Origin of the sequence: Allobaculum sp. JKK-2023, from assembly GCF_034745455.1 — a bacterium.
Classification (GTDB): Bacteria; Bacillota_I; Bacilli_A; order Erysipelotrichales; family Erysipelotrichaceae; genus Allobaculum.
This window is the reverse complement of record NZ_JAYERV010000003.1, coordinates 2,813,562-2,840,100: the sequence shown is the minus strand read 5'-3', so window position 1 is coordinate 2,840,100 and position 26,539 is coordinate 2,813,562. Positions and strand designations below refer to the sequence as shown.

18 protein-coding genes and 2 CRISPR repeat arrays (1 of these 20 running past the window's edge) are annotated in these 26,539 nt (G+C 44.0%); of the genes, 2 read left to right on the top strand and 16 right to left on the bottom strand.

The features are described 5' to 3' along the window. Positions 1-254: 254 nt before the first annotated feature. Entirely contained in the window at positions 255-863 is a 609-nt protein-coding gene (gene rpsD / locus U4956_RS11520) for a 30S ribosomal protein S4 (RefSeq protein ID WP_323090837.1), read from the top strand. A 319-nt stretch (positions 864-1,182) separates the two neighbouring features. On the opposite strand, the gene U4956_RS11515 is transcribed toward rpsD, so the two are convergent. The 9 genes from U4956_RS11515 to thrS all read right to left on the bottom strand — a co-directional run bounded on the left by U4956_RS11515 (position 1,183) and on the right by thrS (position 12,125). Continuing rightward, positions 1,183-1,509 (bottom strand): single-stranded DNA-binding protein, encoded by a 327-nt coding sequence (locus tag U4956_RS11515; RefSeq protein WP_323090836.1) that lies wholly within the window; start codon positions 1,507-1,509, stop codon positions 1,183-1,185. Positions 1,510-1,953: 444 nt separating this feature from the next. Beyond that, positions 1,954-3,264 (bottom strand): M16 family metallopeptidase, encoded by a 1,311-nt coding sequence (locus U4956_RS11510; RefSeq protein WP_323090835.1) that lies wholly within the window; start codon positions 3,262-3,264, stop codon positions 1,954-1,956. Continuing rightward, positions 3,257-4,465 carry a M16 family metallopeptidase gene (locus tag U4956_RS11505; protein WP_323090834.1) on the bottom strand — a complete coding sequence of 403 codons (1,209 nt, stop codon included), beginning with the start codon at positions 4,463-4,465 and terminating at the stop codon, positions 3,257-3,259. The genes U4956_RS11510 and U4956_RS11505 overlap by 8 nt, the downstream gene beginning before the upstream one ends. Before the next feature lie 929 nt (positions 4,466-5,394). Further along, positions 5,395-6,822 carry an NlpC/P60 family protein gene (locus U4956_RS11500; protein WP_323090833.1) on the bottom strand — a complete coding sequence of 476 codons (1,428 nt, stop codon included), beginning with the start codon at positions 6,820-6,822 and terminating at the stop codon, positions 5,395-5,397. 896 nt (positions 6,823-7,718) lie between these two features. Further along, on the bottom strand, positions 7,719-8,237 hold the full coding sequence (locus U4956_RS11495; RefSeq protein ID WP_323090832.1) for a tRNA (cytidine(34)-2'-O)-methyltransferase: 519 nt from the start codon (positions 8,235-8,237) through the stop codon (positions 7,719-7,721). Then, positions 8,234-8,821: an RdgB/HAM1 family non-canonical purine NTP pyrophosphatase gene (rdgB, locus tag U4956_RS11490; RefSeq protein WP_323091502.1), complete on the bottom strand. Its 588-nt coding sequence runs from the start codon at positions 8,819-8,821 to the stop codon at positions 8,234-8,236. The genes U4956_RS11495 and rdgB overlap by 4 nt, the downstream gene beginning before the upstream one ends. Positions 8,822-9,118: 297 nt before the next feature. Next, on the bottom strand, positions 9,119-9,319 hold the full coding sequence (locus tag U4956_RS11485) for a hypothetical protein (RefSeq protein ID WP_323090831.1): 201 nt from the start codon (positions 9,317-9,319) through the stop codon (positions 9,119-9,121). 104 nt (positions 9,320-9,423) lie between these two features. Continuing rightward, positions 9,424-10,395, bottom strand: a complete 972-nt coding sequence (locus U4956_RS11480; protein WP_323090830.1) for a hypothetical protein — start codon at positions 10,393-10,395, stop codon at positions 9,424-9,426. Continuing rightward, complete coding sequence (gene thrS, locus U4956_RS11475; protein WP_323090829.1) at positions 10,374-12,125, bottom strand: threonine--tRNA ligase; 1,752 nt, start codon at positions 12,123-12,125, stop codon at positions 10,374-10,376. The genes U4956_RS11480 and thrS overlap by 22 nt, the downstream gene beginning before the upstream one ends. A gap of 441 nt (positions 12,126-12,566) precedes the next feature. Between thrS and U4956_RS11470 the strand changes: the two genes are divergently transcribed. Then, a complete protein-coding gene (locus U4956_RS11470; RefSeq protein ID WP_323090828.1) occupies positions 12,567-14,693 on the top strand; it encodes a Tex family protein in 2,127 nt (708 codons plus the stop codon). An 823-nt stretch (positions 14,694-15,516) separates the two neighbouring features. Beyond that, a CRISPR array of direct repeats spans positions 15,517-17,447; the repeat unit is 33 nt; unit sequence ATTTCAATCCACACATCCCAGACGGGATGCGAC. A 169-nt stretch (positions 17,448-17,616) separates the two neighbouring features. On the opposite strand, the gene cas2 is transcribed toward U4956_RS11470, so the two are convergent. The 7 genes from cas2 to cas3 form a co-directional block, all read right to left on the bottom strand. Further along, complete coding sequence (cas2, locus tag U4956_RS11465) at positions 17,617-17,907, bottom strand: CRISPR-associated endonuclease Cas2 (protein WP_323090827.1); 291 nt, start codon at positions 17,905-17,907, stop codon at positions 17,617-17,619. Between the two features lie 13 nt (positions 17,908-17,920). Further along, entirely contained in the window at positions 17,921-18,952 is a 1,032-nt protein-coding gene (cas1c, locus tag U4956_RS11460; protein WP_323090826.1) for a type I-C CRISPR-associated endonuclease Cas1c, read from the bottom strand. Next, positions 18,949-19,620 carry a CRISPR-associated protein Cas4 gene (gene cas4 / locus U4956_RS11455; RefSeq protein WP_323090824.1) on the bottom strand — a complete coding sequence of 224 codons (672 nt, stop codon included), beginning with the start codon at positions 19,618-19,620 and terminating at the stop codon, positions 18,949-18,951. Before cas4 ends, cas1c begins: the two co-directional genes overlap by 4 nt. Then, positions 19,617-20,504 (bottom strand): type I-C CRISPR-associated protein Cas7/Csd2, encoded by an 888-nt coding sequence (gene cas7c / locus U4956_RS11450; protein WP_323090822.1) that lies wholly within the window; start codon positions 20,502-20,504, stop codon positions 19,617-19,619. Before cas7c ends, cas4 begins: the two co-directional genes overlap by 4 nt. Continuing rightward, positions 20,504-22,285: a type I-C CRISPR-associated protein Cas8c/Csd1 gene (gene cas8c / locus U4956_RS11445; RefSeq protein ID WP_323090821.1), complete on the bottom strand. Its 1,782-nt coding sequence runs from the start codon at positions 22,283-22,285 to the stop codon at positions 20,504-20,506. Before cas8c ends, cas7c begins: the two co-directional genes overlap by 1 nt. After that, positions 22,285-23,007: a type I-C CRISPR-associated protein Cas5c gene (gene cas5c, locus U4956_RS11440; protein WP_323090820.1), complete on the bottom strand. Its 723-nt coding sequence runs from the start codon at positions 23,005-23,007 to the stop codon at positions 22,285-22,287. The genes cas8c and cas5c overlap by 1 nt, the downstream gene beginning before the upstream one ends. A 506-nt stretch (positions 23,008-23,513) precedes the next feature. Next, positions 23,514-25,709 (bottom strand): CRISPR-associated helicase Cas3', encoded by a 2,196-nt coding sequence (cas3, locus tag U4956_RS11435; protein ID WP_323090819.1) that lies wholly within the window; start codon positions 25,707-25,709, stop codon positions 23,514-23,516. A 564-nt stretch (positions 25,710-26,273) separates the two neighbouring features. Then, positions 26,274-26,539: a CRISPR direct-repeat array (repeat unit 33 nt; unit sequence GTCGCATCTCGTATGAGATGTGGGGATTGAAAT) (it continues 1,257 nt past the right edge of the window).

Sequence of the window (26,539 nt, the reverse complement as noted above, 5' to 3'; positions counted from 1 at the left end):
CCCATACCCAAACCATAAGAGTTCCACCAGCTCACACAATCCCTCTGGATGATCTAGTTGTCATTGCCATTTAATTTTGGTATGCTAGTCCGGCATGAATAATTAACAGCATACAAAGCCGCGGCCAAGGCGCAGCAGCGTAAGAGATGTGAGTAACAGTAAGCTGGCTGTAGAAAACATCGTCTGGTGCACCCGCAGCGGAGATTTGTATCCCGTTATTGTTTTTGTCTAAAGACAATAGGAGGAAAAAATACATGTCTCGTAACACAGGTTCTACCTGGAAAGTCTCCCGCCGTCTGAACTTCTCTGTATCAGAAACAGGCAAGGAACTCGCAAGACGTCCATATGCTCCAGGTCAGCATGGAAAAACACGTCGCGTAAAACTGACTAACTACGGTATCCAGAAACAGGAAAAGCAGAGAATTCGTAACGTTTATCAGCTTTCTGAAAAACAGTTTGCGAACTTATTCGAAAAAGCCAGCCGCAAAGAAGGCGCTGCTGGTGAAAACTTCCTGGTCATGCTCGAAAGCCGTCTGGACAACCTCGTTTATCGTATGGGCTTCGCTCCAACTCGCCGCGCTGCCCGTCAGCTCGTTAACCATGGCCACATCCTCGTTGATGGCAAGAAAGTGGATATCCCATCCGTTGCTGTTAAACCAGGATCCATCATCGAAGTTGCTGAAAAAGATAAAAACAAATCCTTCATCGCAGACGCGATCGAAGCTGCCACTGCGACTGTTGACTTCGTAGAAGTTGATAAAGACGCAAGAAAAGGTAAATACGTACGTTACCCAGAACGTAACGAACTGTTCAAAGATCAGCCAATCAATGAACTGCTCGTCGTTGAGTACTACAACAGATAAGTTCAGCCAGTTCAGAACTGCCCTCGGGCAGTTCTTTTTTTCATGGAAATCAGAAAAGAGGGCTGATTTTCACGAATAAAAAAAGTCCGTCTGGAAGAAACGGACTTTTTTTATTCTCTTCTTTCTTTTTGCTTTCAGATCGGATAGATCTTGGCCGGCAGTTTTGCTTTTCGTTTTTCAAAAGCTCCATTTCACTTGCCCCGGAAATATTTTCCAGACTTTTCGCCCTTCCTATAAAATCCATATCTATCTCTGCCACCTCTATATCGAAGGAAAAAACAGATCAGATTTTATCCGGTTTTTATCCGGTTATGTCCAATCAGGGACAGTGAATGTACTCTATTTTTTCGGCAACCAGGTTGTAGATGCGTGCCTCCTCCTTTTCACGCTCCTTTTCATATTCGCAGCGGCTGCCTGTGATCCGGCCCCGGACGGTTACCCAGCTGCCAATCTGAGCGGTCGCACACAACGTTTCCGCAGCACCGCGCCAGACCTCGATGGAAAGCAGATCGCTTTCATAGCTGCCATGACTGTTCGCAAACGGACGCTCCACATCCAGCAGAATGTGACAGGTTTTCCAGCCGGCCGGGCTTGTCTGCAGCTGGGGCAGGGCCGCAATTCTGCCCACCAGATAGAACTGATTCATAGTCTCTCCTTTCTTTTGAAGCTCTTCTCATATCTGGCTACAGTCTAGGCCACTGGCTGGAATTCACCAAATCAGCTATCTGGTGATAAACAATTCAAATTTCCGGTTTATCAGTGCAGATTAACCTGATAAATCCATCTTTTTTCAAAGTTATCGTCAGATAGAAAGAATCCGCTTCGAGTTTTCTTCACCTTTGATTTCTGCACCAGAAAGGGGAGCAGCAATCGAATCTGGCCGCAGAGTGCAATCGAAGCCGATGTTGATGAAATGAATGTTTATACTGGAAAACCAAATCAAAAAAGCCCCTTTCTGCACTCTGGTGTTCTGACCAGAGAGAATGGGGCTGGTGGAGTTGGTTGAGTTGATGGAGCGAATAGGACTCAAGAGGCTTACGGACTGATAACTGAGTGCTGAACGCCCAAAAGCAGGCAGACTCAAAACGGTCTAGCTGTTTTTTGCTTCCGATTGGACAGACTCCAGACTGAAGTCAGCTTTAAGTGGATGGATGATGGTATGGCTGATCTGCGAAAAATCGAGGTCGTTGATGAAGTTGGTGACATCTTCAAGCGTGATGCTGTCGAGGACTTCAAGATCTTTTAAAGGATCAAACCCTTCAAAATACCCTTCGACACTCTGGAAAGCCAGCGCTTCAAAACGATCAGCCAGACGAATCGAAGAAGCTTTTTCACGGATCAGCAGACTGTCAAAGACATCCTGACTGAGCGGTTCTTTCTTTCTGAGCACTTCTTCCATGGCCCAAAGATAGGCTCTTGGATCTTCACTCTGAGCGTAGATCAGAATGTAGCCATGGTCACGGTTGAGATCTCCCTCCGCCCCGCTCATGCCGCCAATCAGATGGGTATCCAGCCAGGTCTGAAACTGTGGGTTCATGGAACCGAACATGCCATTCAGCCACAGATTCAGCATATAATCATCTCGCACAATCTGCTGGCCATCTTTGCGGCAGGGATTGAGTTTGACCCCCAGGCAGACATAATTGAGATCCACATCCATAGGCAGGACGAATTCTTTGCGCAGGACTTCCTCTGGTTCTTCAGGCAAAAGTCGCTCAATTGTCGAATCCAAAGCAAAGGAAGAAGGATAGTTTGCTTCTTTTTCTTCGATGCATTTAAAGATCGGCTCCAGATCATGACCCGTGATCCCGACCAGAACAATCTGAGCCGGATCATACCAGGTCCGATAAAAATCCTGAAGATGCTTGGCGCTCATGCCGGAAATATCTTGTGGCCGGCCAAGAATATCTTCCCGCATCGGATGATTGACGTAGAGCGATTTGAAGGTCTCATTGAGCAGTCTGGATTCCGGTTCCTGCTCGTATTGGGAATATTCACTTAAAATGATGCCCTTTTCCTTATTGACGCTTTCCTCTGAGATTTCAAGATTCTGAACAAAGTCAATCAGAAGTTTTAAGGGTTCAAAGGGATCGGCATTCGTCCAGACGTAGTAACAGGTTTCATCATAGCTGGTACAGGCATTGGTCTTGGCACGGACTCTTGCCAGCGGGTACGTGACATCTTCCCCATTGAGGCGGAACATCTGGTGTTCAAGATAGTGGGCACACCCCATTGGATGTTTGATGATCTGGCCATTGATCTGATCCGTAATGTTGGTTCCTCCAGCCGGAATACCGATCATGAACAGAGATTTGGAAAAGTCTTCCTTATGCATCAGGATGACTTTCATCCCGTTGGGTAAAGTTCTGATCTGACGTTCAAGCGGTAATCGTTTACTCATCGGCTTCGACCTCCTTTTGAACCAGTTCGGCACTGGCCGCCAGTTTGAGCTTGGCTGCCGCATGGGCGACTTCTTCACGTGTCACGGCCATAACGCGTTCCATGATGGTTTCAACCCGCATTGGTCGGTTGAGAATTTCATTTAAGAACTCCTGCTCGACCATACCAAGCGGGGCATCCTTCTGACCTGCCATGTTGTCACAGATTTCGCCTTTGACCGTTTCAAAGGTTTGTTCGGAATAGTTCATCGTCCGGACGTCTTCAATAATCTGGGCAATCAGTTTCTTGACGCCATCCAGATGATCCCGATCGGTTCCAGTTGAGATAACCAGCACCCCGTCAAAGCGGATCAGAGAACTGGAGATGGAGTAGCAGTAGGAATGTTGTTCACGGATAATCTCGAATAACAAGGAAACGGAACTGCTGCCAAGCAAGGCATTCAGGACAATGAGCGCAAAGTATTCTGGATCCTGCGGCAGAATGCCAGTTTCATAAATCTGAACCAGTGAGCTTTGCGAAATTTCTTTTTCCAGACGGATTTCAGGTGGGTGAACAGAAGCTTTTAAAGCTCGCCATGTCGTTTGTAAAGGCTGACCGGGATAGTTGGCTTCCAGATACGCCCGGACAGAATCAGACAGAACACCGACAACCATTGTTTCCTGTGGGAGTTCTTTTAAAGAGGCATACAGCTCTTTGATCTGGTCGAGCGTGACAGAGTCAAGATCTTCAAGATAACCCTGCATGCGGATTTCCAGTTTTGTCCCCTTACCGGCTGCAGCCATCGCTTCCTGCAGCGCTCTCGAATCCGGATCCTGAGCCAGCTGGCTCAGACGGTTGGAGAGCAGGTATTTGGCTTCATTAAGATGTTCTTCTTTGAAGACGGGATGATTGAGCACCTGATCCATCATCGTCAGCACTTCCCCAGGGTAGGCTGGATCATCAATCAGATCCGGGCGGATCCAGGAAATGCGGTATTCAATCATCAGTTTGTCACCATAGCCCGTCAGACCATACCCATTGCGCAGGCCATAGGCATGAGAGGCGGCTTTGGAGACTTTTTCACGAGTGTCGTATTTTTCGGTACGCCCCGATAACATTAAGTTGAGCAGATTCCACGCGGTAATACTTTCCTTTTTTAAAGGAGCAAACCAGCGGATGCTTATCGAATTTTCAGTAAATTTTTCTGTTTTGATTTCTTTCATGGCTCTATATGCGGATGCGATCAGCCTTTCTGATCGTCCGTTTCCTATCTTATCAGTTTCAGCTGTCTAATTCATCGTCCCACTCTTCTGTCTTCTGGTTCTATAAAATTGAAAATCAAATTTTACACCAGAGGAAAAAGCAAAACCTAAAAAGCACCTAAAAAGCAGCAAAAAAGCAGCAAAAAAGGGGGCAGTAAGGGGCAAAACAGAAAGCAAAAAAGTCGCTCAAACTTTGGCTGGCAGAAAGAAACAGTTTCAAGTCAGGTCAGTCTGGACCAGGATGGACCTTAAGTGGAAAGATTGCCCCACAATGGGCGTGAGTTCAGAATTTACAGGCTGCTTCTGTCATACTGAACACAACGTTGCCCACCCCTTTCCCTACACTCCCATCCATACAAACCGAATCGCCAGCCCATCAGGATCCCGCCAGTCTTTCTGTCCTGCATCCTATAACTCCCATCATTTTTGGACTGACCGCAATCTCTGATCTTCTTCAAAGAAGAGACAGAAGTCTTCCCTGTCCATACCTTGGCAGCCTTTTGGGAGCAATCAACACGTGTCGATCCTGATGGTTCTGCGGCTGACCCTGTGGTTTTCAGGCCGAATCGTTTGGTTTTGAGCTTGCATCTTATGCCTGTTCAGCTTACGGGACTCTTTGTTTCTGAATCTGGCCAGAAAAGATTTGCCTGATTCATTTTTCTGGTCAAGTATGTTTGCCCAAAACCAGCCAAGCAGGACAAGCAAAGAAGCCATTCGAACGTCAAAAAGCCTATAAGACCCATAGGAGGCCTGTAAGCCTCATAATTTGGAAGAATGTCCAATTTCTTCATCCCACCGCTGTTTGCGTTTTACAAGGCTGGAAAAAGGCTGTTTTCAAGCCTTGTAAAACGCAAAAAAGAAGCCTTGCGGCTTCTTCTGGATTTCATCAATTAACGAACGTGGATATATCCGATTAAGGCACTGGAGCAGTTGACGGAGAACATTGCGGTTGTGTAACCGTTCCATCCACCGTGTACAGCCATGCCATCACCAGCATAAACAGCAACGTGTCCGGAGTAGATAATGATGTCGCCTGGAACTGGATTGCTTGTCCAGTCACCAAGGGCAGCATAGTCTTCGGGCCAGCCATGGAAGCTGATTCCGGCAGCGGCCAGAGAGTTGGTCACTAACATCGTGCAGTCCTGGTTTACGCCGATCTGGGATAATGCAGCACCAAGGATGGTGCTTGCTTTATCGTAGGAAGGTGTTTCAACAGGAACTTCGACAGGTGCTTCTTCAATAGGTGCCTGTTCAACAGGAATTTCTACAGGTGCCTGTTCAACTGGGATTTCAATTGGCGCCTGTTCAACTGGGATTTCAATTGGCGCCTGTTCTTCTGGGTAGTACACATCAACAGATGGTTCTACAACTTCTGGTGTTGGATCTGGAATGTATTCTTCATAGTAATCTTCTACATATCCATCTTCTACAACATCTGTGTAATCTGGAGCTGGAACTTCGGCTTCTGGAGTTGGCAGTGTGTCTTCCACTGTTGTTTCAGGAGCTGGAGTTTCAGGAACAGGTACTGGATCTGCTTCAGGTGCGGTTTCTTCCTGAACTGGAGCAATGGAGATTACACCAGTTTCATCAATGGAATAACCATCGCGTTCACCACCGGTCATCAGCGTGCCATCATCGTTGAAGGCATAAGTCTGACCATCGATGTCGCGGTATGCCTCCGTATTGAGCGAACCATCTTCATTGTAGTAAGTGGTTGCTCCGTTTTCGTTCTGCCAGCCAGTTCTTACGATGCCCTGGTCGTCAGTATAATAAGTCGTGCCATCCACATCCACTGTGCCGACAGCGGCTTTTCCTTCATCATTGAAGTAGTAGCGGCTTCCTTCGATTTCTGCGAAAGTAGATTTCACAGGGTTGCCATTTTCATCCAGATAGGATTTCCCGGAGTCATCATTGACCCAGGCGTTAGCAACCTTGAAGCCTTTTTCATTATTGTAGGAACCGTCTTCAGTCCATCCGGATTCGAGTGTTCCTGTTTCCTGGAAGTTATACGTAACACCCTGAATTTCAGACTTACCAGTTAAAGCTTCGCCAGAGTTATCGAAATAATAAGTTGTATTCTCGATATTGGCCCAGCCAGTCTGCATGGAACCGTCGCTTCCAAAGTAGTATTTTTTGCCATCAATTTCTGTCAGGCCTTTTGCTTTCTGATGATTGTCAAGAATATAGTAGCTCGTTGCTCCGTCTTCATGCCAGCCAGGCTGAACTTCATAGGCGTGAACCGTAGAAAGCACTGGACCAAATGCACAAAGACATAAAGTAACTGCGAGGAGTTTACTGTGTTTTTCAACAAAATTCATTCGGTATCTCCCTTCTTTATCGAACACAGCTAGGATAACACGACTTTTTTTTGAAGGCAAAAATCGTAAAAAAATTCTTTCGAATTTCTTAAGAATTTATATGGCCATTTTTTAAAAATAGCCCTTTACTTAAAGGGCAGTTTTTTTGTTTTTGGGATTTTATGTGAGATATCCTCATTTTTAGGTTTATTTTCCCATAGGGCTGAAAACACTGTTTGTCAACGAAAAATGAGCATTTTTGCGGTTTTCTAGAGCAGTTTTCACAAAGAAAGCTCAATTTTGTTCCATCCATACCTCTCGCAGGTCCAGCCCATTTGAAAATATCGCTCAAAAAGATATGATCAAATGTCATCAATCCAGGATTTTTATCTTCGATGCGATAATTAAACCATCTTGAGGGTTAACAGCTATTTTTTACTGGAAGGCGCAGCTTTAGAAAGCTCTTACAAAAATATGAAGACAAACGAAAGAATTCAGAAAGAACACCAGCCGAATTTTGCAAGGAGAATCTGCTGGTCATTCATAATTCTTAACAAGAATTCTTAACGAGTATTCTTAATAAACACTCTCCTTTTTCAAGAATCAGCAATTCATCAGCGCCGCTGCAAAAAAAACAGAACGAAAACATGGGTCCATATCAGTCAGGATACGGACCCATCTCTATTTTTATCTCTATTTTATATTGGGAGGTTGATTGATTGATATATAGATTGTATAGGCTGATTTATATAGATGGCTTGATTCAGAGAACCTATAAGAAGCAAGCCAGACTGGTTCCATATTTATATCTAACCCCAGATCTAAATCTAAATCTAAACCCAATCCTTTATATGGCATATATCTGCTCGATGTCAGCTCACGCTGTCAGACCATCCTGCTTTCGTCTCTTGCAAAATTCAGTCTGGGAAAGTTTCCAGGAAGTCTTCACCCTTGAGGACTTCCACCCGGCTCAGTCCCGGATAGTTCTGCTGACGCAAGGCTTCATAGACCAGAATGGCCGCGCAGTTGGACAGATTCAGGCTGCGGGCATTGGCTTTCATCGGAAGGCGCATACACGTGTCGAGATGTTCTTTGAGGATATGCTTATCGATACCGGTGCTTTCCTTGCCCAGAACGAAATAGTATTCCTGGTCCGGATCCGAAAAATCGAATTCAGCAGGTGCTTTCTTGCCATAGCGGGTCATGAAGAAGAATTTTCCATCCGGATTGGCTTGGCGAAACTCTTCCCAGTTTTTATGGATATGCAGATCTGCTTCTTTGATGTAATCCATTGAAGAACGGCGCAGGTATTTGTCATCAAAACTGAAGCCAAGCGGCTCAATCAGATGCAGGCGGGAACCCGAAGCCATGCAGGTGCGAATAATATTTCCTGTATTCGCTGGAATCTCCGGTTCATATAAAACAACATGAATCATAAATTTTTCCAGTCCTTCATCAGTTGCATCAGGGCATTATGGCGATGACTGGCCGAGTTTTTTACCTCAGGGGCCACGTTAGCACTTGTGGTTTTAAAAGGCGGATAATAGAAAATAGGATCATAGCCAAATCCATTGGCGCCTTCGATCTTATCGTTAATTTCACCTTCCATCGTGCCGCGGTAGACATGTTCCGTGCCATCTTCTTCAATCCACGCAATGGCGCAGACAAAACGGGCGGTACGGTCATCTCGATCCTTTAAGGCGTCCAGAATCGCCTGATTTTTGATCTCGTAACTTGTATCTTCACCCATAAAACGAGCGGAATAAATGCCGGGCTTTTTGTCCAGCGCGTCCACTTCCAGACCGGAATCATCGGACATCACGGCTTCATGAACAATATTATGAAGCGCACGGGCTTTAATCAGGGCATTTTCTTCAAAGGTTTTCCCATCTTCGTTAATTTCAGGCTCAAGACCTGGTTCAAGATCTTTTAAAGTCAGAACCTGAACGTCGTCGCTAAGCATGGCGGCAAATTCATCTTTTTTATGCGTATTTCCGGTTGCAATCCAGACTTTTTTCATGCGGACCTCCATTTTGGCAGGGATGTCTGTGTGGATCAATGGCTGGAATTCATTATTTTCTGCCATTGCTTCCCTGCTCTAATTTCTTTACTGCTTTTTTGAGGGGAAATCAATCTTTGCGATCAAAGTGGTGCCAATCTGCAGGCAAACAAAAAGAGAAGAGACTGAAACCAGCTTCAGTTCTTCTCTTTTTGTTGTTGTGAAAATATTTATTACAACGTATTTGGGACGTCTTTAATTATAGCGGTATTTCTGAAAGCATCGCTCTAAATAACCATTTTTGTTCTTTTCGATTTTTTAGAGGCCAGATTCTGGATTTTCATCCTGATTGACATAGCCATTCATCCATGGAGCCCGGCTTAAAGGCTCGCTGTTGATTGCGGGAGAATGGTCGAGGCTTTCGAAAATCAGAAACAACATATATTGATCAAATGTCAGTCCAAGCGACTGAGCCTTGTCTTTAAGCCATTGAATATGGGCCTGTTCTTCTGTCAGCATTAGGAGTCTCCTTTTGGCATTTCGCCATTCGTATCCTCAGTCTAACAAAAGGTTCAGGCCACAAAGGCTTGAAATGACTGACTCTTCACGCTTGCACAAATAGACTATTCGACAATGATGCCCTCTGGAATCTGGATTTTGAAGACATCAAGGAATTTTTGCAGATCTTCTTTACAGTCTTTGGCTGCAACATAGTGAATGTTCTGAGCATCCCATGTCGAGGCTGCAAGTTTAGCATTTGGTACGCCGAGCTGTTCTGCCCCATACGCATCGACAGCCTCTTCGATTTTTTCTGGAGTGGCATTTTCGATGTAGGTCTTCAGAGCATCAACCTGAGAAGCATATTCTTCCGCTTTGTCTTTTTTAACAAACAAAGCGGCCTGCGGGTAGCCTTTCTGCTCACTTTCGTGCGCATCCTGCCATGCAGTCTGGAGATCCCCAACAATAGAAAGAGTCGTTCCATCCTGGCCTGCTTTAGCAACTGCGCCGGCAGCGGCTGGCTGAGCGAGCATTGCAGAATCCGCTTTGCCGGATAACAAAGCTGCTGAAGCCTCCGAAACAGAAGGATAGAATTCCATATTGGCCTGGCAATCCGGATACAGATCGGTGAAGACCATGCCTGGAACAGCCTGCTCGCCAAATAAAGCGATTGTTTTGCCTGACTCGTTCCAGTTTTCATCTGGGCTTACAACATATAAGTTGCCCCAGGTAAGAATGCCATCGAGCTGATAAGCCCCAGCATCTTTCCATGTTTTAATGCCGACGTTGACAGGAGCGATGATCATGTCATAGCCATCCGTCTTTGAAAGCTCACTGACCAACAGATCCTGACCATCTACATACTCAACTGCTGCACCTGCATCTGCCAAGCCTAAGCTGGCCAGAGCTGGAGCACCGGTTGGGCAAAGGACGGAGAGTTTATCTCCTGCAAGTTCCTCAGCCTGATCCACACCAGATTCGGCAGGGTTAGCAGAAGAAACACTTGATTCACTTGTGGCTGACGATGCACTGCATCCAGCCATAGCCAGACTCAGCCCTGCGGCTGCCAGCCATTTTAATCCATGACGAAAAGACATTTATCATCTACCTCTTTCTTAAATTTTGCCAGTGCTTCATCCAGGGCCATCGTGGTTGCTGCTTTAGATCCTGATTTACGGACATTGACTGTTCCTTCCTCAATATCATGATCGCCGACAACAATCTGATAAGGAATCTTTTTCATCTGGGCTTCACGGATACGGTATCCTAATTTTTCATTTCGATCGTCCACATTGACACGCATACCCATTTCTTCAAGAGCGCTGGCTACCTTTTTAGCATACTCGAGGTGTTTTTCCTGATGAACTGGAATGATCACAATCTGACGCGGAGCCAGCCACAGAGGGAAATGACCGCCGAAGTGCTCAATCAGGATTCCGATAAAGCGCTCGATCGAACCATAGACAACGCGATGCAGCATTAACGGTGTTTTTCTGGATCCGTCAGCATCGACATAGGTGCATTCGAACCGTTCTGGCAGGTTCATATCGAGCTGAATCGTTCCACACTGCCAGTCACGGCCTAAAGAGTCTTTAATATGGATATCCAGTTTTGGACCGTAGAAGGCGCCATCTCCTGGGTTAATGACAAAGTCTTTACCCGCTGCCCGACACGCTTCGGCAAGAGCCTTTTCCGACTGATCCCAGATTTCGACAGTTCCGATGTAATCTTTTTCTGGGCGAGTTGAAAGTTCAATAGAATAAGGCAGGCCAAAGACACCATACATTTCATCGATCAGATTCAGGACTTCTTTCACTTCGGATTCGATCTGATCAGGAGTCAGGAAGATATGGGCATCATCCTGCGTAAACGTACGAACACGGAACAAACCATTTAATGCGCCAGAGGCTTCATGACGATGCACCTGTCCCAGTTCGCCAACACGCAACGGCAGATCTTTGTAGGAGTGAAGGTCATTGTTATAAACCAGCAGAGCACCCGGGCAGTTCATTGGTTTAATCGCAAAGTCGCGATCATCCACCTTTGTTGTGTACATATTCTGCTTGTAGTGATCCCAGTGTCCAGAACGTTCCCAAAGTTCACGAGACATGATAATTGGAGTCTTGATGAATTTGTAGCCATGCTTTGTGTGCGTATCGTACCAGTAATTTTCCAGCAGATTTCTCAAGATCATGCCATCTGGCAGGAAGATTGGCATACCGGGAGCATATTCAGAAATTGTAAACAGGTTCATTTCGCGGCCCAGCTTCTTGTGGTCGCGTTTCTTTGCTTCTTCCAGAGCTGCCAGATAAGAATCAAGATCTTCTTTCGTATCAAAGGCAATGCCGTAGACGCGCTGCAGCATTTTATTGTTCTTATCGCCTTTCCAGTAAGCACCAGAATGTTTCAGAAGTTTGACATGTTTCAGCTCTTTAACAGAATCTACGTGCGGTCCGCGGCAAAGATCTGTGAAATCACCCTGACTGTAGACAGTAATGTTTCCATCTTCCAGACCGTCAATCAGATCTTCCTTATATAAATCGTCCTTAAACATTTCGCGGGCTTCATCTTTAGAAACTTCGCGGCGAACGATCCGCTTGCCATCTTTGGCAATCTTCTTCATTTCTTTTTCGATCTTTTCCAGATCCGCATCCGTCAGATTGACATCGCCAAGATCCATATCGTAGTAGAAACCATCCGAAATAACTGGACCGACCCAGAATTTGGCCTGGGGGTAAAGATGTTTAACAGCCTGCGCCAGCAGATGGGCGGCAGAATGGTTCAGAGTAGAAAGATGTTCGTCTTCGAGAATATTAACAAGTTCCATATCTAATTATCCTTTCTATATATAATAGGGTTTATAGATTTTATTGTTGCAGCGAGATAAAGCTGCATGGACTCGGCCACTTTTCCAAATAAAAAAGCGCCAGAGTCCCTAAGGACGCTCGCGCGCGGTACCACCTTAATTCAGACTCCAATTATCGATCTGGAATCTGCTCTCAAACGCTTTAACGCAGCAATACGGCACTCCTTTTCAGGGGCGATTCCGAGGGAGTAACTGACGGATTCTTCAAAGAGCTCGCATCACCCGCTCTTCTTTCTGGATCCAAATTCCGAAAGTCTTGGCCTCATCAGCATCATTGCCCCAATTATAAGCACATCCATTTTGTCTGTCAAAAGGTGAACACACCTAATTCCGGGACCGGATCCTCCGGATGATTACCTGTTGCCATTTGATTCTTACTAGCTTAAAACCTACACTAAGTTTATGACAATGATTGAAAACATCTCAAAAACGCTTGGCTTAAAGCCATCTCAGGTGCAGCACGCCCTCGACCTCTTAAACGATGGGGCGACAATCCCATTTATCGCCAGATATCGAAAAGATCAGACTGGCAATCTTGACGAAGACCAGTTGCGATCCATTGAACAGACCTGGAAGTACCAGAACTCCCTGCAAGAAAGAAAAGAATCAATCCTGCAAATCCTGGAGGAGAAAAAACTATTAACAAAGGAGCTGAAATCATCGATCCTTGGCGCCGAAACTCTTGCTTCGCTCGAAGAAATTTATCGGCCTTACAAAGAAAAACGGAAAACCAAAGCCAGTGAAGCCATTGCCAAAGGCTTTGGACCCCTGGCAGATAAAATCTGGGAACAGAAATATGATCCAAAATCACTAGCAGACGAAGAAGGTCTTGAACAGGCCGGCTATATCCTCGCCGAAAAGATCAGCGACATGGCCGATATCCGCTCCATGATCCGCGATAATCTGCTCAAACATGAAAGCATCAGCAGCTCTCTTAAAAAAGATGCCGAAGATCCCCAGGGTATCTATGAGCAATACTACGATTTCACTAACCCGCTCAATAAGCTTCCCAGCCATCGGTTGCTGGCTTTAGACCGCGGCGAAAAAGAAAAGGTATTGACGGTTACTTTGACAAGTGACAATGAAAAGCTTGAACAAATGGTCCAACGGAAGCTGCTCAAACGCAATTCGCCATCTCATGATTATCTGGAAACGGTTATCCACGATGCTTTAATCCGCCTAATGCTGCCCAGTATCAAACGCGAAATCCGCTCTGCCCTCCGAGAAAAAGCCTATAAGGATGCAATCAAAGGCTTTGCGGCTAACCTTGAGCACCTCCTGATGGCAAGACCCCTCAAAGGCCAGGTGATGCTATCGTGGGATCCGGGCTATGTGAATGGCTGCAAACTTGCAGTCCTTGGCGCCGCCGGCGAGCTACTGGATACAACCGTAGTTTATCCTTTTAAATTTGTTGGCAAAGGCAAAAAGTCACAACCTGATTCCCCTGCTTATCAAGCCGCTGTCAAAGAAACTCGTGCTTTACTCAACAAATATCATCCAACCGTCGTCGTGATCGGAAATGGCACCGCAAGTCGAGAATCAATCGATTTGATTACAGATCTCCTTAAAGATTATCCAGATGTTTCGTATCTCATTGGATCTGAAGCTGGGGCCTCTGTCTACTCTGCCAGTGAGCTAGCTAAAGAAGAATTCCCGGATTTACCTGTTGAGAAACGCTCTGCCATTTCAATTGGCCGCAGAATCCAAGATCCGCTGTCTGAATTGGTAAAAGTCGACCCTCAATCCCTAGGAGTAGGAATGTATCAGCATGATGTACCCCAAAAGCAGCTGAAAGAGGCATTGGATTTTGTTACAGATAAAGCTGTTAACCAAGTGGGGGTAAATATAAACTTTGCTTCCCCTGCTCTATTGAGACATGTCTCCGGCCTGAAAAAACCTCAAATCAATAAGATTCTCAAAACTAGAGCAGTTAAACCATTCACCACACGCGAAGAACTTAAAGATTTATTTTCCGCTCGAGTCTATGAACAGAGCATCGGCTTTTTACGTATCCCTGACGGACAAAACCCACTTGATAACACTGGTATCCATCCAGAGAGCTATGAGCTGACAGAAAAACTATTGGAACAATCTCATCTCTCGCTGGCCGATCTGCACACACAAGCCTTTAAAGCAGAAATCAAAAAGATCAATCCCGAACAGATGGCCAAAAAGTTGAATAGTGATACCTATACAGTTGCGGATATCATCAAAGAATTGGAAAGCCCTGGCCTCGACCCCCGAGACTCTCTTGATGGACCAATCCTAAAAAAAGGAATCCTCGAAATCGAAGATCTGAGGCCTGGAATGGAACTTCAAGGTACGGTCCGTAACGTCACTTCCTTTGGAGCTTTTGTGGATATCGGACTGCATGAGGATGGACTCGTGCATATTTCCCGTCTTGCTAATAGGTTTGTTAAAGACCCTAATGAGATCGTACATACAGGGCAGATCGTTACCGTATATGTTGCCGATACTGATATTCGTCGTAAGCGAATTTCCTTGTCTATGGTACCGGGCAAGCTCTAATTCAGAATTTAATCTGAAAAGCTCAGGTTCTCCACATTTGTTGGTGCTTTATGGTTGAGAAAATGTGATCGGGCCACATAATAAACAGTTTGGATCCTAGAGCCAATTTAAAATAGAAAGTGAACTCCATTTTAGCGATTCTTACGTAATCTTTGTATCCAGTTAAGAGGTGCTTGTCATCACTTCCTTACTCAAAAGGTTCCAAGTGGAGCTGCTGAGATATTTCTTAGAAAACCGCAGGCGTTCCGTAAGAACCATGTTAGCGACAGCACCCTTTTTCTATAGGTTTTCCGACCCGGATAAGGCAGTGGTATCTGACGGCTTGCCAGGATTGTAATCGTTGGCCGATCGTAAAACGGTGGATCTTAGATCGTGCGGAGAAAACATTGGTCAAGATCTTCTGGATGCAGCCATTCAAATAATTTCCCTCCGCTTAAACCCTTGATAGTCACACTTCTGCCCCTCTCTTCCTCAGAAGACATCCCTAACGGTGAAAAGTCCCGCTTGATGAGGCCGCGGATGGTCTGTTAGGGACAGGCGCTGAAAAGACGGCTACAGAAAATTTTCATCACCATAAAAGCGGTAAGAGCACAGTTTTATGGTCTTCCAGGAAATATTTCACAGCGTAAGCACACACCAATTATTGAAGGTACCCCGAGAAGTGGGGAAAACACAATTTAGTTTGGATGTGTACCCAATCACCTTTAATTTTGGATATTTACAATCCATCAAAACCGAAAAATGGCAGGAAACACGCTTGTAATACCTGTTTCCTGCCATTTTGTTCTTTGGTCATTGACAATGTTTCCTGCCAAAAAACAAAGTCTCAATCCACACATCCCAGACGGGATGCGACTCCAACCAGCGGCAGAACGGATTACTTCTAAAAAATTTCAATCCACACATCCCAGACGGGATGCGACCCAGCTCCAGTAAATCCTGAGAAGACAATTCAAATTTCAATCCACACATCCCAGACGGAATGCGACGCAGCCGCGCGCCCGGACAATCAAGGCTTTCAACCCATTTCAATCCACACATCCCAGACGGGATGCGACAGCCATGGCCGCCAGCTTGCCAATCCAGCAGCTCGTATTTCAATCCACACATCCCAGACGGGATGCGACGCTAGAAGAACTGGATCGGTTGGAGATCTCGGATATTTCAATCCACACATCCCAGACGGGATGCGACGTAAAAGGCCTTCTGGGCAGCCTGCCAGATGCAGTATTTCAATCCACACATCCCAGACGGGATGCGACGGGTAACTAATTACTCTTCAGCTACGCCAGTTAAATTTCAATCCACACATCCCAGACGGGATGCGACGACACCCTGGCCGAGGAGCTGCATTGCTCAGGATATATTTCAATCCACACATCCCAGACGGGATGCGACTGAACAGTGGCCGTTTTGATGGTGTGAACAGTGTGATTTCAATCCACACATCCCAGACGGGATGCGACAGTACGACCAAAAGGTCTTTGAGGCTCATGAATTATTTCAATCCACACATCCCAGACGGGATGCGACTTCTACAGCGTACAAAAAAGTTACAAATTGGAAATTTCAATCCACACATCCCAGACGGGATGCGACTTACAGGCCCGCGATACTCCCCAAGGCAGAGGCAATTTCAATCCACACATCCCAGACGGGATGCGACTCTCGCCACACGTCCGGCTTGCGGTTCTTAAGCCAATTTCAATCCACACATCCCAGACGGGATGCGACTATAACTACACCTCATCCGCCATGGGCGTGTCTGGATTTCAATCCACACATCCCAGACGGGATGCGACGATGGTCGTGACATCGATTTTCTGTGCTACAACGAGATTTCAATCCACACATCCCAGACGGGATGCGACAAGGACAGCAGAGAGGAGATAGCCGATGCAAATTATTTCAATCCACACATCCCAGACGGGATGCGACTGCATCCGCGTTTTCACCGGTCAAAAACACCATTATTTCAATCCACACATCCCAGACGGGATGCGACATGGTCGTGACATCGATTTTCTGTGCTACAACGAAATTTCAATCCACACATCCCAGACGGGATGCGACTAAATCCGCCTTTGTCGTCCAACTTCATGTCCTTGATTTCAATCCACACATCCCAGACGGGATGCGACTTGAGGAAGCCCTTCAGATTCTTACTACTGACTATATTTCAATCCACACATCCCAGACGGGATGCGACTAACGAGGTAAACCGAATTGCCGAAAAATTAAAATTTCAATCCACACATCCCAGACGGGATGCGACAATTTGTCTGCTGGAAATGATATTGCTGATCAGCAGAATTTCAATCCACACATCCCAGACGGGATGCGACTAAGCTCGCGGGTAAAATGGGCGGACTTTTCAAGGGATTTCAATCCACACATCCCAGACGGGATGCGACCCGGAAAATTCCGATACCTTGTTATCGGCCAGCCTATTTCAATCCACACATCCCAGACGGGATGCGACGAGTCCAGATACCAGAGTCGTGCCGGTGTGGTTTGCATTTCAATCCACACATCCCAGACGGGATGCGACGATACCGGCCCCCAAGGACCAAAAGGCGATACTGGTATTTCAATCCACACATCCCAGACGGGATGCGACAATGCCGAAAACACAGAAACAGAAAGTAAAAGAAAATTTCAATCCACACATCCCAGACGGGATGCGACTAATGCTTCTTATTAATAACTTTGGAGAGTATAATTTCAATCCACACATCCCAGACGGGATGCGACATTAAATTTGATTAAAGTATATATCGATTTGAATAGTAAAACACTTCTTACTCATAAAAATTTCTGAAGCAATGAGAGAAATGTTAATACACAGTAGACATTTCAGCTTAATCTGTCTATTTCATCATCGCGAATCTCCCAGGGAATTTATGAGAGCTTGGGGTTCGCGCTAGAAGATCAGATCACCGTCAACTGCCGTACCATTCTCTAAACCATAATATTCAACTCTTGATTTATAGTTATTACCAAGTTTGTAAAATCTCACGGTATCTTCATCCGTGTTGATCACTTCAAGAAGATCTCTTTTAAGCAATTGGAATTCCGTAGCATCCACCAAACACTCATAAACAGAATTTTGGACACGGCGCCCATAATTTGTGCATATCCTTGCAGCTTTTGAGAGTCGTCGTTGGCCGCGGGCAGTGCTTACTGCAATATCATAAGTTACAATCACCAGCATGATCTACCTCTATTTACTTCCAGAAAAATGGAGGGTAAGTGTCTAAATCACCGCGAATATGGGAAGCCAGTAGTTTTGACTGAATCAGAGGGACCAGTCCCCATTCTACCTTTTCTTTTAAAAACGGATGAGTAATCACTTCTTTCTTCTTGTTTTGCCACTCCATAAGAATTTTCTTGCGCCCATCCTCATTAAGAAGAACAGCTCCATCTTCTTCAACTGTAAAATCCGATTTCTTTATCACCCTTTTATTGATTAGCGATAAAACAAATCGGTCTGCTAGCACAGGTCTTAACTCTTCCATCAAATCCAAAGCTAGAGAAGGTCGTCCCGATCGTTCAACATGAAAGCATCCAATATATGGATCTAGTCCGGCAGTTTCTAACCCACCGGTATACATGCTAGCCAGGAGCGTATAGACAAAGGAGAGCATGGCATTGACTTCATCCATGGGCGGTCTTCTTGAACGACCATGGAAACTAAAATCTTTTCTATTCAGAATCATTTCATCAAATACGGAAAAATAAACGCGCGCTGCTTCCGATTCTGCCGCGCGAAGCTCGACTGGATTTTCTGCCCGGTTTGCCTTTTGAATGCATACTTTGATTTTTTCTGAAGCACCTGCCAATTTATTATCGTCAACTGCTCCTTTATGATCTCTTCTCATTCGATCCAATACAGTTCTGGAATTGTAAAGTTTTCCGAGAATACAGTTTCGTGCAATTTCGATCTGGTATTCTTTATCCTGAAAGGATTTATATTGTTTTTCCCGTAAAAAGACGTTTCCTTTGAATTCTCCCTGAACTCTAGCCAGAAATCTCCCACTATTGCTTAAAAAGGTGACTATAATCCCTTTTTTTGTGCAGGCTCGCATCAATGCAGGACTCATACCTCTATAACCAAATGAAACGATATCCTCCAAATTGTGAAGCGGGATTCTGCCGGTAATCTTATTATTTTCATCTTTTATAACCACCGTTTCACCATCTAACGTTAAGTAGGCTAATGGATTCGTAATATAAAGGCTGTTTCTAAGCTTTCTCATAGCAATTCCCCAATATACGCTTCGATATACTTTTCTGGATTTTGCTTTTGCATCTCAGGAAGGCATAATTCTTTTAAAGAACAGCGATCACACTTTTTAGAATACTTTTGAACTGGAACATGATGACGTTCTATAAGCTGATGCATCTCTTTAACCGCTTGTCTGGCTTCATCTTTCATTTCGGTTGTAATATCGATTCGCTGACGGCGTTTAATTTGGTCATAGAAAAGAGCTCCCTCAGAAATTGTTGCTCCAAACATTTCTTCCAAGCATATTGCTTCAAGGACCAACTGCATAATATCTTCCATTCCGGATTTGGGCTTTCCTCTTTTATATTCCACTGGATATATTTTATAAGTTCCTCTATATCCTTGCAGGGAAACTCCTTCGGTTGCATCAGCCTGAATGAATTCAACAACGTCACATTCCCCACTTATTCCGGCTGTTCGAGAAGAGATTTTCATTCCTCGAACTGTAACAACATTTTTCCTTTTTTCTTTCAGCGCAGGATCGTGCACTCTTTCATGGACCTCATTTCCAAGTACCGTAAGCTCGTTATCCTGCCAGACTTGTTCGATATGGATAAGTGCCCATTGCCTTCTGCAATAGAAAAAATGCTGAATACCTGACAGCATCAGGTATTCAGATTCTTCATATTCAAAACTCATACATCTTTGCGCTGAAGTTCAACGCCCACTGGTAATGCTTCTTCATCAATTGTAATGGTATAATCCGCATAACTTCTTGGAAATTCAACGCCTTCATTCTTTTTAACCTTAACGAGATCAAAAAGCTTATGAGCCGGGGCATTTCCAAATTCACTGTTGTGTTTAAAAACAATCAGTTCTCTGACAGCCATTTTTCCTCTGGAAGCAGAGTGATCCAGCTCAAACATATTGGTGATTGCTTCCCATAAAAGCTCCAAGTCTTCCTCAGAAAAACCTGTTACTTTTTGGGCTAAGTTTGCAGATACGAATCCTTCTGCCCGATAAAGACCATAAGGAATAAAAGATTTTCGACCCATTGTATTCTTCTTAGTCTCTGCATCTGCCTCGGTTGTTACAGCAACTCGCGTGATAGCAATTTCCTGCGGCGAGATTGGATCGACGCTCTTCGCAAACGTCAGCTGGACAGGACCCGTGACCTGACCAGAATTGAGCGCCCCCTTGACAAAAGTCGTCATTACTGCTCCGAAGCTTCGAACATCAAAGAAGTTTTGGCACATAAAATCTCGAATTTTCCGATCAGCGTCTGGGTCTTTTTTCTTAATCTCTTTGAGGTCATTTACTCCCAGATATTCGAGCGCTTTTTGATCATTAGCGTTCAGAGTATTCTGATCTGAGATATAGATATCAAAACCCGGCTGTCCTTCTTTGGTGGCCTGAACATAATTTCGGATTTTTCTTTTCAGGCAGACATCTGTGACAAGTCCCATCTGCGTTTCTGGGTCGACTCGGGGTAAGTTTCCTGCATCCGGATCACCGTTCGGATTTCCATTCTCGCAATCGAACAAAACTACAAAGTCATAACGATTTTTGATAGCTTCTGACATTATTTGTTTTCCTCCTGATTATCATGAGTTTTCTGCTTTGTTTTGGCTTCTTTAGCAGCTTTGATTTGAGCAAACTGGTGCTGGCGTTCTTGATAGTACCCAATATAAAATTCGCCTTGTTCCTCTAAAGAAAGGGTGTTTGGGAAAGCTGTCCCCAGCCGATCAATAAGCTGTCCAATCTTTTTGTCATAAAAGACAGCCGCTTTTTCGCCCTGCTTAATCTTCTTGAGGTGATTTGCAGAATTATGAATCAGCAAAGGAAAAATTCTTCCTGGGGTAGCGGCAGCTGAAGCAAAATACTTATCTTTGATTGTTGAATTCAAATCACCGCCAGCGGCACTTTTCTGTAAAAATTCCAGAATGCTAAAGAGTCTGCCGAGCACATAGGGCTGACTATTATTCGCTTCGTTCAAGCTCATTGTTAATCCTCCATTCTTTTTATTCTTAATGAGATATCCTTTCAGGATTGCGGCTTTCTTTGCATCAAAACTGGCCGGATCCGTTCTGATACGCAAAAGAACATTTCCATACAAGCTTTCTGGATAAGAAGTATTCAGGAGAATTGAACTCATCAAATCTCCTGGCAAAGATGGTAACGGTTTTTTATCTTTGCTTTTTCTACTCACCGTTGCAAAAACAATCTGAGATGGGCTTAATGGACCTGGTTGCTCATAATCAGGTTTTTCAATCTCCATTCGTTTGTTATGATCAGCAAAATTTTTGATCAAGTCCCCAAATGTTTCTTCATAAAAGAATCTCACAACCAGACGAGCAGCATTTGCGGATAATCCAAGGATATAAAATTTCTGCTGCAGTTTGAGTTCTTCAATATCAATTGCTTTGTGATTGCGAATAGCCTTAAATAAAGAATCGATCAGTTTTTGGGTATCTTCTTGCACAGAATTTCCCAACATGCCAGAAAATACTGTCTGATAAATTGGAACCGCACTTTCAGCCCAGTAAACAATTATCGTATCTCCGATCTGAGTGTGTGATTTGTCACTGGCAATCAGCTGATTAAGAGCCGCGGTATATTTGAGGCTTGCTCTTCGTCCAATATGGGAATTCATATTCTGAGTTTTTCCATAGGATTCGAACGCAGAAGAATTATAGGAGACAAGAGCAGCCCCAGCCGACTTAGCTCCGGGAACGCCCATGATTAATGGGTGGGTGGCTACAATCACATCTTTCATGCCTGTGAGGGAACAGATCCCCTCCTTATCCTCTAAAGATGAGATTTGTCTATTGTCCCATACAGATGAAAATTCAGGATATTCGTGTAAATACTTTCCATTGAACCTAAAAACATAGTTTCCTGTAAGAAGACTATTCTCGACTTCCTCTGTCAACTTCCTGTTTTCGTCCTGGGTAAGGAATTCACGCAACGCACGCGCTGCAGGAGTATCAAGCTCAGAAATCATTCTGAGGTGGAGATCTCTAAAAGCTTCAAAGTTTTTATCAAAGCTTTTTGTCTTACCTTTTTCAAATCCAAAAATATACTTAGTGTTATCGCATAAAAACCCAGGAGCAATATTTACAGTTCTTCCAGGAATTTGAGGAACCGTCATCAAAGCAGGATGAATCCGTTTCTTTTCGCTCTCTTTCCCGCTCTTAGTTTTGGTTTTAATCACCTCAGTCCATTGCAGATCATGAATTGCTAAAACCTTTCCGGATTCGTCTAATTCAATTGCTCCAGAAACCTTAGTTACCGCCCATCCTTCTTTTGGCATCGCTCCTCTTTGAACTTGGGCATCATAATATTTAGCCAAAGCTGTAAGCATCAGCGATACACCTCTTCTTTCTTGACTCTAATGACTCCTTTTTTCATTACAGGATGATAGAAAACCGCCTGTGGATCAGCTGGATCTGAATAATCAAGATCGTAAAGCATAATCCCCAGATCTCTTTCCTCTTCATCCTCATAGTAAGAAGGAAGATCCCCATCGAAGCGCTCAAGCTGAGCCGCAAATTCCCGACATCCTAAATATGGCTGCTTATAGCACTGTCCTTTCTCCAGACGCCTGCTAAGAATAGCTGTAACCTTTTCTTCAGTGGTCCCTCGATCAGCTTTGTCATTAATTTCAAAGTGAAATGTGACCAGATAATCAACATCTGTTAAGATAGAGGAATTTCTCTGAGCAATATCCTCTTTTCGATCAATAAACAGTTTCTTATGAGTATTGTTGCCTGCCTCCAAGATTGTGCTGTCTTTAGCCTTGTTTTTCAGTTCATTTCGTCTGACCGCAATTCTTTTGATTGGATTCAGCACTTTGATCTCATCAATCACATAGTCGACGCCAGGATGCCAGTAAATTCCTTCAATTGTGCCACGTAGCGCAGAAGGAGTAGGAACATCATAGGAGTAACGTTCAACTTTCAATTCCGGCCGGCTAAATAAAGCCATTGGACCGCGAATGCGAATTTTAAATCCACGTGTCATATACTCACCTCTCTTTTCATATTCTATATTATGTATTTGTAATTTCATTGTCAACGCTTTCATTAAGTTTTTTATCTGAATAATTTGTGGCTCAAATAGAATTCAATTTTCGAATTCATTTGTCATTTTTATTATCACGCATATATTGACAGTATTTATGTCACTATATTTTTATACAAAAAAAGCGTCTGTTTTATCAAGGGATCTTACGCAATCTGTGTGGTCCGCTAAGAGTCACTGATCAGCGTTCCCTTACTTAAAGAATTTAAAAAGAGGCGGATCAGAATGTTCTTAGAAAACCACAGACTTTGCGTAAGAACCTTATCAAGCAGACACTTCCTTTATGATCCGAATAATTTCGTTTTTATCTACCTAAAGAATAACCGCTATTTCTAAGCATTACTCCAACGAAAACAGATATTCAGAAATTCTGAAATATTGCCCAATCCTGTTTAAAGCGCTATAGTGAGGTTGTCAGCCAAACCGGCTGGGGATTGAAATTATATAATGTAGTTGTTTATAGCTTCTACAGCCGCACTTATAGTGCGGTTTTATTTTATTTAAGCCCACTAGAAAAACAGAGCATCACCAATTTCATGATCTATATCCAGTCCCATCTTCGGTATATAACGGGTACTGTCTTGGAGCTGGTAGAGATTAACCATGTTCTTTACTTCAGTGATTTGCCCATCCTTCACGAGTTTTTCCTTTTCCCAAGAAGGAATTTGAATCACAAATTTTTGCAGGTGGCGAAAATCATCTTTCGAAAGCCCACCGTAATATCGAAGTTTTGTAATCAGGTCTTCGATTTCTGAATCAGGAACAATCACATCTACGCCTCTCTTTTCGATCATGGCCATCTTTTCGGAAGCTTTACGGAATTCTTCCTTCCCCGGTTTCAAAAACATGTTCAGAATCCCTTTCTGGTCATGGGCATCCGCATCCAGGCTATAAAGTTCAGAAAAGTAATCATCAACAACCCGCAAATCTTCCAAGTTTCTGCCTTTCTTGAGCAAAACTTCAGCCACACTCGTCTTTCGAGCTTGACTTCCACGTGCACAGAAACCTTCCAGTTGGAATATATAGACTTTGCAGTCTTTCCAGTCTCTTTTTCCTTCACGGTTATTTCGACCAGCTGCCTGTAAGATCGAATCGACTCCGGCAAGTTGTCGATATACGTTCTGGAAGTCAAGATCTACCCCCGCTTCGATCAGATTCGTTGAGATCACTACACATCTTTCCTGTCTATCTAAACGATCCCTGATTTCTTTGATTGCTGCTTTTCGATCACGTGGAGTCATTAAAGTCGACAAGCAAAATAATCCAGGCTCTTCTTCAAGCTTATGGTAAAGATTCTGGGCGATTGCACGAGTGTTCACTACACACAGCGCTTGCTCCTCTCTCGATAATTGGTCTGCCAGTTCTTCTTCAGAAATAACTCCTTTGTTTTCAAATAGGTGGCGCTTGAAGGCCGCAAATTGTTCTTGTACATCAGGACATAACTCAAACGGATTGATATCTCCCAGCACCTTATCCAAAGACGGTTGAGTTGCTGTGCAAAAGACACTCGAGCAGCCGTAATGTTGTGTCAATTGTTTGATTGTTTCTAGACAAGGTAAAAGATATTCATCCGGTAAAGACTGCACTTCATCAAAAATGATCACACTGTTCGCTACATTGTGCAGTTTTCGACATTGTGAAGACTTGCTTCCGTAAAACGATTCAAAGAAACGCACGTTGGTTGTCACAATAATTGGAATATCCCAGTTTTCAGCAGCTAATTCCAATTTTTCTAATTCTTCAAAAGCTTTAAAATCAAATGATGAATGATGCTCCAATACATTGGTTTCTCCAGCCAACCCTTTTAACACATTGGCATTTTGTTCAATGATTGTTGTAAAAGGAGCAACATAGATAATGCGGTCCATTCCATTCTTAACCGCATGTTCTAGCGCAAACATAAAGGACGAAACAGTCTTTCCTCCGCCTGTCGGAACAGTCAGTCTGAAGAAACCAGGTTTTTGATTTCTGCCATGAGCAATACAGGCCTGAAGAATTTCTCTTCGCCTGCCATTCAGACTTTCCTTATCAGCGGGTTTAAGCCAGCCTTTTTGCGCAATACAATTTGTTGCTCTTTCCATAATAGTTTTTAAGGATTCACCGGAATTTCTTTTTACCTCTCCGTTGCTCATGAAGTTTTCCGTGTCTAGAAAATCCGCATCCACAAGACACGAATAGAGCATTCGCGTTAAAAACGATAGATATAAGTCAACTTCTCCATCATCCGTAGAGGAGATAATCTTCTGAGGAAATTGCGGAAAAGCTACTTCCGGAATGTGAATTTCTTCAGACCAAGCATTGAATTCCGGAATCCGCTTCTTCAGCCGTCCCTGATAGGTCCCCGAACTTGGGGTATCAATATGTTCATCTCCAGCATCACATAACCCTGAATGGTGACCGGCAATTGCATATCCAAATAAGATATCCGAGAACAACAGATTCCATTTCCTGCCAAAATATTCGCGAGAAAGTTTCGCTCCAGCCGTGGCATGATCAATCTTTGGACCCGATTCCTGAATCCTTTTTTGAAAACCGTCAGAATATTTACCTACATCATGCAGAACCCCTAAGACTCTACCTACATCTTCGAATCCAAACGTCTTCGCAAATCTACCACACAATTCTCCTACATTTTCCAGGTGTTCTTTAAGCGGCTGAACTACATGGTCATCTTCGCGTACATGTCCCCACCATTTTTCCTTCATAATTCTCCCCTTTCTTTTTATTTATTGAATAACGTAATTATATGTGAAGATCAGATATTTTCTCCAACTGTTTATGCGATTTATCAAGAATATTATAGTTTTGTATTAAAATAACGGTCTGCTTGACTTGCGGATATTTAATTTCGATTCGCAACAAGCGACAACACTCTATGCTAGAAACATGAAACACGCTTGAAAATATGAGTTAAACTGATAACAAGATTCCATCATTAGAGCAGCTTGATTTGATAGAGAGGCGGTACGTACTGATAAGAGAGAATCTGAGTCTCTAATCCCTCAAAAATAGATCATTAGAACTGGAGACGAGAGCGTAACTCTTCCTTACAGTTCTAATCATGGTGATCTAGCGCCACCCCCGCGACTATACATCACCAGCGCGAATGCCAAGCTCACATGAAAATGCCGGGAGATTCGCGATAGCATTTTTGACAAATCACCTCACTTTGTTCGCCATCCGTTGACATCTATCTGTTTTTTCGCAGCTTTTTCTAAAAATTATTTTCATAGCAACCAGATTAGTGTATGTTCTAATTGTTTTTTACTGTCGCATCTCGTATGAGATGTGGGGATTGAAATCTATTATAAAGATCACTATAACTTAACTGTAATTCAGTCGCATCTCGTATGAGATGTGGGGATTGAAATCGCAAGATCCTCGTCCGTTGTAGCAATCATTTTGTCGCATCTCGTATGAGATGTGGGGATTGAAATATCTGTTACCAGATCCATGGTTACATCTCTGCCGTGTCGCATCTCGTATGAGATGTGGGGATTGAAATCTGTGTCAGATGAGTCTGGATGCAGCGGAA